Annotated in this window: 14 protein-coding genes; 3 read left to right on the top strand and 11 right to left on the bottom strand. The window is 68.4% G+C overall.

Going from position 1 to position 13,261, the window contains the following annotated elements; translation table 11 throughout:
• Window positions 1-9 precede the first annotated feature (9 nt).
• Window positions 10-1,491, top strand: coding sequence for a helix-turn-helix domain-containing protein (locus QM619_RS10090; RefSeq protein ID WP_415107696.1), 1,482 nt, complete (start codon window positions 10-12; stop codon window positions 1,489-1,491).
• A gap of 17 nt (window positions 1,492-1,508) precedes the next feature.
• Here the strand turns inward: QM619_RS10090 and QM619_RS10085 are convergent, their stop codons facing one another.
• Genes QM619_RS10085 through QM619_RS10075 form a run of 3 tightly spaced genes read right to left on the bottom strand, consistent with a single transcriptional unit; the run spans window position 1,509 to window position 3,784 of the window.
• Entirely contained in the window at window positions 1,509-3,089 is a 1,581-nt protein-coding gene (locus QM619_RS10085; RefSeq protein WP_415107693.1) for a helicase HerA-like domain-containing protein, read from the bottom strand.
• Between the two features lie 4 nt (window positions 3,090-3,093).
• The gene (locus tag QM619_RS10080) at window positions 3,094-3,552 is read right to left on the bottom strand and encodes a type II toxin-antitoxin system VapC family toxin (RefSeq protein ID WP_415107690.1); all 459 of its coding nucleotides are present in this window, start codon (window positions 3,550-3,552) and stop codon (window positions 3,094-3,096) included.
• Entirely contained in the window at window positions 3,518-3,784 is a 267-nt protein-coding gene (locus tag QM619_RS10075; RefSeq protein ID WP_415107687.1) for a type II toxin-antitoxin system Phd/YefM family antitoxin, read from the bottom strand. The genes QM619_RS10080 and QM619_RS10075 overlap by 35 nt, the downstream gene beginning before the upstream one ends.
• 84 nt (window positions 3,785-3,868) lie before the next feature.
• Here QM619_RS10075 and QM619_RS10070 point away from each other — a divergent pair, with 84 nt between their 5' ends.
• Window positions 3,869-4,162: a type II toxin-antitoxin system VapB family antitoxin gene (locus tag QM619_RS10070; protein WP_415107684.1), complete on the top strand. Its 294-nt coding sequence runs from the start codon at window positions 3,869-3,871 to the stop codon at window positions 4,160-4,162.
• A gap of 63 nt (window positions 4,163-4,225) precedes the next feature.
• Window positions 4,226-4,747, top strand: coding sequence for a LytR C-terminal domain-containing protein (locus QM619_RS10065; RefSeq protein ID WP_415107681.1), 522 nt, complete (start codon window positions 4,226-4,228; stop codon window positions 4,745-4,747).
• On the opposite strand, the gene QM619_RS10060 is transcribed toward QM619_RS10065, so the two are convergent.
• From QM619_RS10060 to QM619_RS10025, 8 genes are all read right to left on the bottom strand, one after another.
• Entirely contained in the window at window positions 4,744-6,234 is a 1,491-nt protein-coding gene (locus QM619_RS10060) for a potassium/proton antiporter (protein ID WP_415107678.1), read from the bottom strand. The two genes, QM619_RS10065 and QM619_RS10060, sit on opposite strands and share 4 nt — an antisense overlap.
• A gap of 101 nt (window positions 6,235-6,335) precedes the next feature.
• Window positions 6,336-6,716 (bottom strand): dihydroxyacetone kinase phosphoryl donor subunit DhaM, encoded by a 381-nt coding sequence (gene dhaM, locus QM619_RS10055; protein WP_415107674.1) that lies wholly within the window; start codon window positions 6,714-6,716, stop codon window positions 6,336-6,338.
• A gap of 10 nt (window positions 6,717-6,726) precedes the next feature.
• The gene (gene dhaL / locus QM619_RS10050) at window positions 6,727-7,362 is read right to left on the bottom strand and encodes a dihydroxyacetone kinase subunit DhaL (RefSeq protein ID WP_415107671.1); all 636 of its coding nucleotides are present in this window, start codon (window positions 7,360-7,362) and stop codon (window positions 6,727-6,729) included.
• On the bottom strand, window positions 7,363-8,361 hold the full coding sequence (dhaK, locus tag QM619_RS10045) for a dihydroxyacetone kinase subunit DhaK (RefSeq protein WP_415107668.1): 999 nt from the start codon (window positions 8,359-8,361) through the stop codon (window positions 7,363-7,365).
• Between the two features lie 107 nt (window positions 8,362-8,468).
• Window positions 8,469-9,626, bottom strand: a complete 1,158-nt coding sequence (locus QM619_RS10040; protein WP_415107665.1) for a substrate-binding domain-containing protein — start codon at window positions 9,624-9,626, stop codon at window positions 8,469-8,471.
• A 32-nt stretch (window positions 9,627-9,658) separates the two neighbouring features.
• The gene (locus QM619_RS10035) at window positions 9,659-10,783 is read right to left on the bottom strand and encodes an ABC transporter permease (RefSeq protein ID WP_415107662.1); all 1,125 of its coding nucleotides are present in this window, start codon (window positions 10,781-10,783) and stop codon (window positions 9,659-9,661) included.
• Window positions 10,784-10,800: 17 nt separating this feature from the next.
• Window positions 10,801-12,297, bottom strand: a complete 1,497-nt coding sequence (locus QM619_RS10030; protein WP_415107659.1) for a sugar ABC transporter ATP-binding protein — start codon at window positions 12,295-12,297, stop codon at window positions 10,801-10,803.
• 98 nt (window positions 12,298-12,395) lie between these two features.
• Window positions 12,396-13,166 carry an IclR family transcriptional regulator gene (locus tag QM619_RS10025; RefSeq protein ID WP_415107656.1) on the bottom strand — a complete coding sequence of 257 codons (771 nt, stop codon included), beginning with the start codon at window positions 13,164-13,166 and terminating at the stop codon, window positions 12,396-12,398.
• Window positions 13,167-13,261 lie beyond the last annotated feature (95 nt).

The raw sequence follows: 13,261 nt of genomic DNA, 5'->3' as shown, positions 1-13,261 counted from the left end.
GGCGACATCATGCTGGTGACCACGCCGTCGCCCATTCCGCGCAGCCGCAAGTACGAGCCGGATGATCTCGATGAGCCGCTGGTGATGTGGGTGCACACCGGGACCATGCAGCTCAGCACTGACGACGGCCGCCAGTTCCGGCTCGACGCCGGTTCGGGAGTATGGCTACCACCACACACACCGCACGACTTCTGGACGGACCCGGGAGCATTGGTCCTGCCGCTGTGGGGGCTTGACGCGCCACAGGGTTCCCCGGACGAGGTCGCAGGGTTCGAGGTTCCGCGGGAAGCAGCTGGGACGTTGATCGACCTCTACCCACGCCATGCCTTCGGGTACCTGCCCGGGATGACCGGCTCGCCGTTGCCACCCGAGCTGGCGAGCCAGGCTCTCGTCCCGTCAGCTCGACCGCCGATGCCGCGAGTCGGCCCAGCCCTCCGAGTGGCGACGCAACTCAGTAGTCGGCCGGGCCTCGACAAGAGTCTGGAGGAATGGGCTGCCTGGGCGTCGTGCAGCCCCAACACGCTCCGGCGGGGTTTCCTCGCCCAGACCGGAATGACCTTCGCCCGTTGGCGGCAGCTGTCCCGATTGGCACACGCAGCCGAACTCCTGGCCGCCGGGGCGCCGACCGGCTTGGCAGCGGCGGCCGTGGGTTTCGCATCACGGTGGGGATTCACCGGAGCCTTCCGCGCCCAGTACGGGCTGACGCCGCGCGAATACTCTGCTCAGCGGCCTGAGACGGTGCCCGGAGTCGGGGAGCCGGACCCGATGTTCGAGCCGACCGGCGAGGTCTGCCAGGAGAACCTGATGCTGTGGGTGCGCGCCGGCGAGCTCCGCGCAGTCTTCGACGACGAGACCTGGGTGGGCTGCGAGGGTGACGTGATCTGGCTGCCGGCGGGAGCCCTCATCGTCCGCGCACCCGAGTCGGCGGTGCCGCTCAGCGTTCTGTGTACCGAGTGTGTGCAGTTGGAGCGGCCGCGGAAGGCACGGTTCTCCCGTGCCTGGACCGACTGGCTGCTATGGGCGTCGGTGAGCACGAACACGCTGGCGCGGCCGGCCCGACATCACGGATTCCGTCCTCGACTCGAACGACCCATGCATGCCCACGTCATCGACGCCTTCGAGGCGCAGGTGGCGGTCGAGCGGGCCCGCCGTGTCCCGATGCCCGATCATGCCGCGGCGCGGGCGGCGGCGACCGCCTTCCTGCGCTCGGTGGGCAGCGCGTCCGAAGTCGAAAGTCACGAGGTGCCGGACGACGTGCGTGAAGTCTTCCGTCGCGACACCGGAATGACCTTCACCGACTGGCGTCACGCCGCTCGCATGCGGATCGCCCGAGGACTCCTGCAAGACGGCCACCCGTCAGGCGGCGTCGCCAGACGGGTCGGCTACACCAGGTCGTCGAACTTCTCCCGCGCCTTCAGCCGCTTCCACGGCATCGGCCCCCGGGAGTTCCAGCTCCTCGAAGGCCCCGAAGACCATCTGCTCGTCGGGTAGCCGGCGGAACCGGGAACTCAGCGCTTCCGGCCGGTCCCCATCATCCCGCGGGCGATCTGACCGCCCACGGTGATCACCTTGTTCCAGAAGGTCGGCGAGCTGAGCACCTTCTCCACCGCGCTCTTGGGGACCTGACGGCTGCTCGTGCCGCGCGACTGCGCCGCGGCGTCCTTCTCACGCTGCTTGGCCTCGGCTGCCGCTGCCTTCTCCTGCTCAGCCCGCTGCGCCTCGGCCGCCGCGGCGGCGGAACCCTGTTGCAGCTTGCGAGTGAGCATCTCGTAGGCGGAATCGCGATTCACCGCCTGCCCGTACTTGCCCATCATTCCCGACTGGGCGACGCCACCGGCCATCATCTGCGCATCCATCGGATCCATGGACGCCTCCGGCGCCCGCATCCGGGTCCAAGCCACCGGAGTGGGGGCGCCGTTCGGGTTCAGCACGGTGACGATCGCCTCGCCGATGCCCAAGCTCTGCAGCACCTCGGCCAGGTCGTAGCCCGAGTTCGGGTAGGTGGCCACCGTCGCCTTCAGCGCCTTGGCGTCGTTGGGGGTGTGCGCCCGCAGCTGGTGCTGCACCCGCGAACCGAGTTGAGCCAGCACGTCCTCGGGGACGTCCTTCGGGGTCTGGGTGACGAAGAAGATGCCGACGCCCTTGGAGCGGATCAGCCGCACCGTCTGGGCGATCGCCTGCAGGAACGCCTTGGACGCGTCCGCGAACAGCAGGTGCGCCTCGTCGAAGAAGAACACCAGCTTGGGCTTGTCCACATCGCCGACCTCGGGCAGGTCGTGGAACAGATCGGCCAGCAGCCACATCAGGAAGGTGGAGAAGATCGCCGGACGGTCGTTCAGATTCGGCAGTTCCAGCAGCGAGATCACGCCCTGGCCGTCCGGGGTGGTGCGCAGCAGGTCGCGGCTGTCGAACTCGGGCTCGCCGAAGAACTCCTCGCCGCCCTGGGTCTGCAGGGTGACCAGCGAGCGCAGGATCACCCCCGCGGTGGCCGACGACACCCCGCCCAGGTTCTTCAGGTCGGCCTTACCCTCCTCGGAGGTCAGGTAGGCCAGCACCGAACGGAGATCCTCCAGGTCGAGCAGCGGCAGGCCCTGGGTGTCGCAGAAGTGGAAGACCAGCCCGAGCGTCGACTCCTGGGTCTCGTTCAAGCCCAGCACCTTGCTGAGCAGGATCGGTCCGAAGGAACTGATCGTGGCCCGCAGCGGCACACCGGTGCCCTGCCCGCCGAGCGCGTAGAACTCGACCGGGCAGCCGTGCGGCTGCCAGTCCTGGCCGATCGCGGCCGTCCGGGCCAGCAGCTTGTCCGACGACTTCCCGGCCAGCGCGAGCCCGGACAGGTCACCCTTGATGTCGGCGGCGAACACCGGGACACCGGCCCGGGCGATCTGCTCGGCCATCAGCTGCAAGGTCTTGGTCTTGCCGGTGCCGGTGGCGCCGGCCACCAGGCCGTGCCGGTTCAGCATGGACAGCGAGATCCGCACCTTCGCGTCCGGAACCGGGTTTCCATCCACCAGGACGCCGAGTTCGATCGCAGGAGTGTCGAAGGTGTAGCCCTTGGCAATCGCGGCTACGTCAGGTGAGGTCGACATGACGTCACTGTAGGGGACGTCTGACGGGCACGACCCTGACGAGGTCGTCGAGGCCGGCAAAGTCGTCCGGGTTGGTCGTATAGAGGGGCAGATCGGCTGCAGCTGCGACGGAGGCGATCATCAGATCGGCGACCCGTCGCCTCGGCGTCCGGCCCACCGCGCGGACCGCGGCACTGATCCGGCCGAACATCCGGGCCTCCTCCGTATCGAACGGAATCGGGTCGAATTCATTCTCTGCCCGCTGCAAAACATCGGCGCGACGCGCACGTTCGGCACGGGCGCCGGCATCGTCGCCCTCAACCAGATGGACGCCCGCGGACAGCTCGGCGAGCGTGACGGCACTGATCGCCGCCTCGTCGGGCAATTCGCTCGGGTCGATATGCCGACGCAGCACCAGGATGTTGGTGTCGAGCAGCCCCCGCGATGCCTCACCTGGCATACGGATCGTCCAGGCCTTGGTCAATCGCGTCCTGATCGGAGCGGAACCGATCAAGATCGATGATGGGAGCCGTCCGGGACAACTCAGCGAAGCTAGCCCGCGAAACGAACCGTCGACGGCGGCGCAGGGGCACCAGTTCGCCGATCTCACGGCCATCGCGGGTCACGGTGAACGCCTGACCATGCTCGACAGCGTCCATGATCTCGCGGGACCTCAGCCGCAAATCCCGCTGGCTGACCTCGGGATGGATACTCATGAACGTCATGATAGCAAGGTGTGCTACAGGGTGCCGCATCTCCTGAAACGTCCACGGTCGAGCCGAGCCGGATAGACTGCGGCGGTGATCTTCAAGCGTGTCGGCGAGGGACGTCCCTATCCTGCGCACGGCTACGTGCAGCGGCAGTGGGCGGCGATCGCCCCGCAGCAGATCCGACTCGACCAGTTGGTGACCACCAAGCGGACGCTCGACCTGGAGCAGTTGCTCGAGGAGGATTCGACCTTCTACGGCGACCTGTTCGCCCACGTCATCCACTGGCAGGGCGAGTACTACCTGGAGGACGGTCTGCACCGCGCCCTGCGCGCCGCCTTGCAGCAGCGGCAGACCATGCACGCTCGGGTTCTGGAACTCAAATAACCTCAAGTACCCTTGGCGGGAGACCGAGCAAGGAGTTGATGGCGCGTGCGGCAGATTGCCGGGATGATCAGGACCCCGTTGACCATGCTCGTGCTCCTCGCCGTCGTGGTGGGCGGCGGCATCTGGGGTTACCAGAACGCGACCGCCCAGATTCCGCCTCGGCCGGCCGACCCGTGCGTGATGACCAACGTCGGCACGACGCTGACCCCCGACCGGGTTGTCCTGCGGGTGCTGAACGCGGGCCTGCAGGGCGGGCTGGCCAAGCGGGTCAGCGTGGCAATGCGCTCGTACGGCTTCAACATCTTGAAGGTGAACAACACCGATCAACGACTGGCCGACACGGTGATCGTGGGCAACGCCGCCGACGCTCCCGAGGTCCGTCTGGTCGCCGGGTTCTTCAAGAAGGTCACCACCCGTGGCGACGGTCGCGTCGACCATGTGGTCGACATCCTTCTCGGCGATGACTACGCCGGACGTGTCACCAAGCCGAAACTCTCGGTGCCGGTGACCAGCCCGGTCTGCCTGGCCGTCGTCCCCGGAACGAGCGCCAGCCCCTCGCCGGTGCCGTCCCCGACCAAGTCCTAGGACGAATCGGGCTGGGTGTCGCGCCAGCGGGAGAGCCGGCCGCCGCGTCCGACCTGTTTGAACCGGGTCTCCACCTGGTATCTGAATCGGGACGGCACCACGACCAGCAATTCGTCGCCGGCCCGGATCACATCGCGCGATCCGGGAGCGAACGGTTTCCCGTCCCGGATGATCAACGACACCACCGTGCTCGGCGGCAGCCGCAACTCGAACACCGTCACCCCATGCAGCTGCGAGCCGGGCGGCACTTTGATCTGCATGAAGTCGGCCTGGATCTTGTCCAGCGGGGCCACCTCGACCTCGATGTCGACGGCGTCGTCGCCGGTCGTCACACCGAGTTTGCGGGCCACCCATTCCAGGGTCGGCGCCTGCAGCGTGGTGTAGACCACGACGAACACGAAGACCAGGTCGAACAGCTCGCGGGCCTGTGTCAGGGGGGACGCCAGCGGCACCGTCGCCATGATGATCGGCACCGCGCCCCGCAGCCCGGCCCAGGACAGGAACGCCTGTTCTCGCCAGGGCATCCGGAACCACACCGAACAGACCGCCACCGACAGCGGCCGGGCGATCACGGTCAGGAACAGGCCAGCGATCACCCCGACGGTCAAGACCTGGGGTGAGAACCGCTCCGGGTGGGCCAGCAGGCCGAGCATCACGAACAGGCCGATCTGGGCGACCCAGCCGACCCCCTCGGCGAACGATTTGGTGGCGTTGCGGTGCGGCAGATCGGAGTTGCCCAGGACCATCGCGCAGATGTAGACGGCGGCAAACCCGGACACGTGCAGGGAGGCGCCGGCGCCGTCCGCCAGTAGGGCCCAGCCCATCGCCCCCAACGGGTAGAGACCGGACGCCGGCAGCGCGATCTTCTTCAAGACCCGCGCCCCGACCCAGCCGATGACCAAACCGACGACCAGGCCGCCGAGCAGTTCGAACGCGACCATCCCGAGGATCTCGACCGGACTCTCGGTGCTCTCACCGAGCGCCCACGCCGTGGCGGCGGTGACCAGCAGCACCACCGGCGCGTCGTTCAGGCCGGACTCGGCTTCGAGGACGGCGCGGAACCGACCCGGGATCGGCACCCGGCGCAGCACCGAGAACACCGCGGCCGAATCGGTGGGTGCGGTGATCGCGCCGAGCAGCAGTGCGGTGGCCAGGTCGAGCCCGAGGACGAAGTGGCTGAAGAGGGTCATCGCGACGATGGACGTCCCGACCCCGACCGTCGCCAGCAGGCCGGCCAGGGTGAGCACCGACCGGATCTCGCGCCATTTGGTGGTGAATCCGCCCTCGGCGAGGATCAGCACCAGGGCCGCGAAGCCCAGATCGTGCGCCATCTGGGCATCGTCGAAATCGACCCAGATACCGACGCCGACACCGAGGAAGAGGAAGAGCAAGAGCGACGGCAGGCCCAGCCAACTCGACAGACGGGCCGCACCGAGCGCGGCGAGCAGCACTGCGGCCCCGGCCAACAGCACCACGTCGAGGCTCAAGGGTCCACCCTTTCGTCAGGGCTACTCTATTGAGCTTCAGCCGTCGACTCGGCCGTTGTCCGGGGCCGCATTCTGAAGTTGCGCCCGCGGTGGGAAATCGGCTAAGCGAAGATCTCCCTGGCTCGTGCCGCCTCGGCGACAGCGTCCAGGTCGCCGCCGATCTGAGCGGTGACGGCGGCGGCGACCGCCCCTTCGACCAGCGGTCCGGGGCAGAACCGGACGTCGTCGCCGTCGACCATCTCCAGGACGGCGTCCACGGTCATGTCGGCCGAGCCCAGGTCGGTCAGCAACGCCACCTGATGCCCGGCCGAGGTCAGTTCCTCGACCGCTGTATAGATGGCGTCGAACGAGGTGCCGATGCCGCCGTCGTCGGTGCCGCCGGCGGCCCGGAACTCGACCTGCTTCGCCATCTGCTGGGCCAACTCGACGACGCCCTCGGCGAGCTTGGCGGAATGCGAGACGATCACGAATGCGATGCTCATCGTCGTGCTCTCAGTTCGCCGCTTCGGCAGCGTCGGCAGCGGCGCCCAACAGGTAGGCCGTGGAGGTTGCGCCCGGATCTTGATGGCCGATGGAGCGCTCACCCAGGTAGGACGCCCGGCCTTTCGTCGCCTGCATCGGGATGGTCTGCTCCGCGCCGGCGGCGGCACCGTCGGCGGCCGCGCGCAACGCCTCGGCCGGACTCTTGCCCGCCTCGGCGGCGGCCTGGGCGGCGGCGATGGCCGGCGTCCAGGCGTCCACCATGGTCTTCTCACCGGTGGTCGCCTTGCCGCGCGCCACGATGCCTTCCAAAGCGGCGGCGTAGACGCTCGCCACCGCGGCAGCGTCCAGATCGCCCTCGGCGGCCTTGGCGGCGCGCATGAATGCGGTGCCGTAGAGCGGGCCGGCGGCCCCGCCGACCTTCGACATCAGGGTCTGGGCGACCAGCTTGAACACCCCCGCCACGTCCTCCGGCGGGTTCTCATCGAGGCGCTGCACCACGAAGCCGAAGCCGCGGGCCATGTTCTCGCCATGGTCACCGTCGCCGATCGCCCGGTCGAGGTCGATCAGCTCCATCCGGCGTTCGGTCAGCAGGGCGGACGCCCGGCGCATCCAGTCCTTGGCCCACGCCACATCCAGTTGCGTCATTCAGACACCCTTCCTGAGTGCGACGGTGTTGACCGGTGCGTCCCACAGTGCGGTGAGTTCGGCGTCGAGTTTCAGCACCGTGACGGAACATCCTTGCATCTCCAGCGAGGTGATGTAGTTGCCCACCAGCGAGCGGGTGACGCTCAGCCCGGCCGCCTCCAGGCGCTCGCGGGCATGCCGGTAGACGATGTACAGCTCCGACTCGGGGGTGCCGCCCATGCCGTTGACGAACAGCAGCACCTGGTCGCCGTCCAGGTGCAGGTCGGCCAGGATCGGATCGATCAACTGATCGGTGATCGCATCGGCGGGCGCCATCGGAATCCGGTGCCGTCCGGGCTCGCCGTGGATGCCGATGCCGATCTCGATCTCGTCCTCGCCCAGGTCGAAGGACGGCTTGCCGGCGTGCGGAACGGTGCAGGCGGTCAGCGCGACACCCATCGACCGCACCTGACCGATCACTTTCTCGGCGACCGCGGTGACGGCGTCCAGGTCGTCGCCGCGCTCGGCGGCGGCACCGGCGATCTTCTCCACCAGGACGGTGCCGGCGACGCCGCGACGTCCGGCCGTCCAGGTGGAGTCCTCGACGGCGACGTCGTCGTTGACCACCACGGCCTTGACGGCGATGTCCTCCAGCTCGGCCAACTCGGCGGCGGTCTCGAAGTTGAGCACGTCGCCGGTGTAGTTCTTCACAATGTGCAGCACGCCGGCGCCGCCGTCGACCGCCTTGGTGGCCTCCAGGATCGGGTCGGGCGTCGGCGAGGTGAACACCGCGCCGGGCACCGCGGCGTCCAGCATGCCCAGGCCGACGAAGCCGGCGTGCAGCGGTTCGTGGCCCGAACCGCCGCCGGAGACCAGGCCGACCTTGCCCTTGACCGGGGCGTCCGCGCGGACCACGTAGTCGGGGTCGAGATGGACGGTGACCAGCTCGGCGTTGGCCGCGGCAAATCCTTTGAGCGTCTCGGCGACGACATCCGCCGGATCGTTGATGAGCTTCTTCATTGAGCACTCCTTGTTCGTGGAGCCCGCGGACCCCCGGCCGCGGCGCAGCGTCGCACCGACGCAGTCACCACTCTGCCCGTTGTCGGCACACCACGAAAGGGAAACCGCTACTTGCCCCAGATCGCCTTGTAGGCCTCCTGGTAGCCGGACGGATCCCAGAAGTTGTCGGCCGAGGTGTTCTCCTTGGTCGAGACGTGGATCTGCGGGACGTAGCCCGACGCATTCTCGCCGGCGAACGCCCGGTTCAGCTCGTCCACGATCTGCCAGCCCTCGGAGCGCAGCGGGGACGGCACGGTCGCGGCCTGGAAGTCGCCGTTGCGGATCCGGGTCAGCGCGGCGGCGTCGCCGTCACCCGCGCCCACATTGAGCGGGGCGGTGGCCGAGGTCCGTCCGGACTGCCGGAAGGCGGCCGTCGCGTTCTCGAAGTAGACGTCGTTGATCGCCACCGAATGGGTCCACTTGTCGCCCTGGCTGCTGAGCAGCGCGCTGGTCTCGGTGGGCATCCGGTTGGCGACGTCGGCGAGCGGGATGTTCGCATACTTGAGCACGTTGATCGACGAGCAGGTCTGCAGCTCCTTCTGGATCATCTGGCTCTTGCCCTCGGCGAACGGGATGGACGAGTCGGTGAAGATCACCACGCCGGCGTTGCCGTTGGAGCGCGCGATGATGTACTGCGCGCTGATCTTGGCGACGTCCTCGACCTTGGTGGTGACGTTCGAGAACAGCTTCGGCTCATCGCTGGGGCCGGGCGTGGCCAGCGCCTGCCAGCCGACCAGCGGGATCTTGGCGGCGTTGGCCTGGCGGACCTGGTCGGCGGTGGTCTTCGGGTCGAAGCCGCCGAGCACGATGCCGTCGGGGTTAAGGGTGAGAGCCTGGTTGAAGGCGCTCAGGATGCCGGACGGGGTGCCCTGGCCGTCGATCGTCTTCAGCGTCCAGCCGATCGCCGCGCTGGCGTCGGTCAGCCCGGCGGCGACACCAGCGACGCCGGGGTTCTGCATCGACTGCGCGACGTAGACGATGGTCTTGCCCGTGGTCGCCTTCGGCCCGGTGGTCGGGCCGTCCCAGGCCTGGTCTTTCGCGGACGCCTTGTCGACGGCGGCGGTGGCGGTGGCGACGACGTCCGGGCAACCCGAGGGTGCGGTGGCGGTGCTCTCGGCGGAGGCACGGGCCGCGTCCGAGCCGCGCTCGCACCCGGTCAGGGCAAGCGCCGCACCGAGGGCGAACGCGCAGCCGGCGACCAGCGGACGGCGGAATGGTGAAGCCATGGTGAGCCTTTCGTGCAGGTGAGCGAATCTGGTCAGGAGGCGGGCGGGACGTCGTCGGAGTCCACCGCGGGTTCGATGTCGGGTGCCGCCGAGGTGTGCGGGCCGACGGTGTCGGCGACCGGTCCGGCGTCCACGGCCTTGTTGGCGGCGATGCCGGCCAGGATCTTGCGACGGGCGCTCCAGCCGGCCAGGCCGACCGCGATCAGCAGCGTGATGCCGTTGAACAGCGGGTTGACCCAGAAGTTGGCGCCCAGCTGACCGATGCCGGCCAGGCCGATCGCCAAGGTGACCACGGCGACGATGGTGCCGCCGGCGTTGGGGCGTCCGGGCTTGATCACGGTCGAGCCGAGCAGCGCGGCGACGAACGCGGGCAGCATGTACTCCGAGCCGACCGACGGGTTGCCGATCTGCTGCTGCGAGGCGAGCAGGACGCCGGCCACGCCGACCAGGAACGAGCAGGACGCGAACGCGTACACCGAGTAGCGCTGGGTGGGCAGGCCGATCAGGTCGGCGGCGCGCTGGTTGGAGCCGAGGACGTAGAAGTAGCGGCCGAGCGGCAGCCGCTCCAGGACGATCCACAGGATCACCGCGATCACGGTGACGTACCAGGCGGCGACCGGAATGCCGATGAACTTGGAGTCGTAGAGGTCGGTGAACCCGTACGGCAGGCCTTCGCCGGTCGGCACCACACGTGCGCCGTTGGTGATGGCGCCAGTGATCGCGTAGAGCACCGAACCGGTGCCCAGGGTGGCGACGAAGGAGTCGATCCGGCCGAGTTCGACCAGCAGCCCGTTGACGACACCGACGACGGTGAGCAGCACCAGCACGATCAGGGCGGCGAGAATCCAGTCCACGCCGTTGACCACCATGGTCATCATCAGCACGTGCGCCAGGCCGAGCGCGTAGCCGATCGAGACGTCGAATTTGCCGGTGGCGATCGGAATCATGGCGCCCAGCGCCAGAATCGCCGGAATCGAGTTGGCCCCCAGGATCGCGTTCAGGTTGGTCCGGGTGAGGAAGGTGCCGGGCATCAGGATGGCGAACACGACGAACAACAGGATCGCCAGGATGAGCAGGCCGTAGGTGCCGATGAACGAGCCTCCGCCGCGGCGGCGTTTGGCCGGGCGAGCGGGCGCGGCTGGTGCTGCTGTGGTCATTGCGGTGGACTCCCTCGTCACTTGTTGGTCAACAGGTTGGCGCCGGAACTGGCGGCGGTGAGTGTGCCGACGGTGAGCTGGTCGCCGGCCAGTTCTTCGGTCATTCGGCCCTGAACGAAGACCAGCGCGCGGTGGGCGACGCTGGCCACCTCCTCGAAGTCGGTACTGACCATGACGACCGCCAGACCTTCGTTCAGGGCGTCTTCGAGCAGTCGGTAGATGTCGGCCTTGGCTCCGACGTCGACGCCGGCGGTGGGCTCTTCCAGCACGATCACTCGGCGGTTGGCCGAGAGCCAGCGGCCGACCATCACCTTCTGCTGGTTGCCGCCGGAGAGGGTGGCGATCGGCGCTTCGGGGTTGTTCGGCAGGACGCCGTAGGTCTCGGTGAGCTGCTCGCCGAGATCGGCGTCCTGCTTCGGGCTGTTCCAGGACAGGATCGACATGCCGCGCGGCCGCAGGTTGGCCAGGAAGTTCTCCCGGACGCTCATCTCGGGCGCCATCCCCTCCTCCATCCGGTTGGAGGTGACGAAGCCGACGCCGCGATCGACGGCCGCGGCCGGGGACGCCGGCGCGTAGGGTTCACCGTCCAGAGTCAGCGTGCCGCCGTGCATCGGGAAGGCGCCGCCGATGGCGCGTCCGAGCTGGACGTGGCCGGCGCCGGTCAGGCCGACCATGCTGACCACCTCACCGGCATGCACCTGGAAGCTGACCGGTCCGGCGGGGCCGGCCAGTACCCGTTCACCGGCCAGCACCACCGGACGGGTGCGGGCGTCGAAGCGGGACTGGTAGCTCTTCGGCTTGCTGCCGACGATGTCGACGATCAGGTCCTGCGGCGTCTTGTCCAAGATGGCGCCCGCGTGGATCAGCCGTCCGTCGCGGAACACCGTCACCGAGTCGGAGATGGCGAACACCTCGTCGAGCCGGTGCGAGACGTAGATCATTCCGCAGCCGCGGTCGCGCAGGTTCTTCAGCACCTCGAACAGCCGCTCCGAGTCGGCGGCGGGCAGCGAGGCGGTCGGCTCGTCGAGGACCAGGATCGGCGCGTCGGCCGACAGCGCGCGGGCGATGGCGACCAGCGAACGGTCGGCCCGGGTGAGGTCGGCGATCAGCGTCTCGGGGTCGACGTCCAACTCCACCAGGGCCAGTGCTGCCTCGGCGCGGCGACGCACCTCGCGCCAGTTGATCAGCCCGCCGCTGCGCGCGTAGGTGGTGCCGAGTGCAACGTTCTCGGCGACGCTCATCGCCTCGACCAGACCGAGATCTTGGTGGATGAACGCCATCGCACGGGTGGCCTCGGGCGAACCGAGCGGATGCCCCTGCACCCGGACGTCGCCCGCGGTCGGCGGATACAGACCGGAGAGCACCTTGATCAGCGTCGACTTGCCCGCACCGTTCTGACCCAGCAGGGCGTGGATGCTGTGCGGTTGCAGGGTGAAGTCGACTCCCTTGAGCGCCTGTGTGGCGCCGAACTGCTTGACGAGGCCCTTGATCTCGATCAGGGGAGCTTCAGTCATTGGATCCTCGACTCTGAGTGAAAACCAACATTCTGGACAGTGACCAAGATTCTGGACCACCTGAGGGCGCGAAGCAACCCCCGATGGGAGGGCGGCGATCAGAAGGCGCGGCCGGCGAGGGGGTTGCGGAAGAGGTCGGCGAGCCGGGCCAGCTCGGCCACGATGTCGGCGGTGGGCAGCTCGAGAGCACGCTCCCGGGTCAGCGTGCAGCTCACCGCCAGGCCGGCGATCTGGTCAGGCGTGCCGGGGACGGCCACCGCGTAGCAGACCTGGCCGAGGTTGGTCTCCTCTTCGTCGATCGCATAGCCCCGCTCGCGGGCGGCGTCCAGGTCGCGGAGCAGATCGGGCAGCGACTGGATGCTGCGCTCGGTGTAGCGGGGCAGCAGCTTGCCGCGGAACCGGTCCTCGACGGCCTCGGCCGGCAAGGTCGCCAGCATCGCCTTGCCGCTTGCCGTGATGGAGGCCGGAAAGCGATCTCCGAGGGTTCCGGTGGTTCGTCGGGGACGGCCGGTGGCCTCGTAGCGGGCCAGGTAGATGACCTCGGTGCCGTCGAGCAGCCCGAGCCGGGCGGCCTCCCGCGACAGGATTGGCAGCCGGCGCACCTCGGCGTAGAACTCCTCGAGATGGTCCACCGAGGCCAGATAGTCGGCCGCCAGAGCCACGAAGCGGCGTCCGAGCCGGTAGCGTCCGTCGTACCGCCGGGCCATGCCCTCGTCTTCCAGCACCGAACACAGCAACGCGGTCGTCGATTTGGCGATGCCGGTGCGGCTGGCGATGTCGGTCACGGTGAGCCCGCCCTGGCCAGCGCCCGCCAAGAGGTCCACAATGGTCATCGCCCGGGTGAGAGCCGGTACCGCACTGCGATCCATCGCAACCCTTCTTGATCATTCTGCTGGATCAGCGCCAGAGTAATGGACTACTGTGATGCTGCCAATACCCAATGAAGCCACTACCCAATGAGGGG

It is taken from the genome of Micropruina sp. (genome assembly GCF_047606665.1).
GTDB lineage: Bacteria > Actinomycetota > Actinomycetes > Propionibacteriales > Propionibacteriaceae > Micropruina.
The sequence above is the reverse complement of the archived record's forward strand: the minus strand, read 5'-3'. Positions and strand labels throughout refer to the sequence as shown.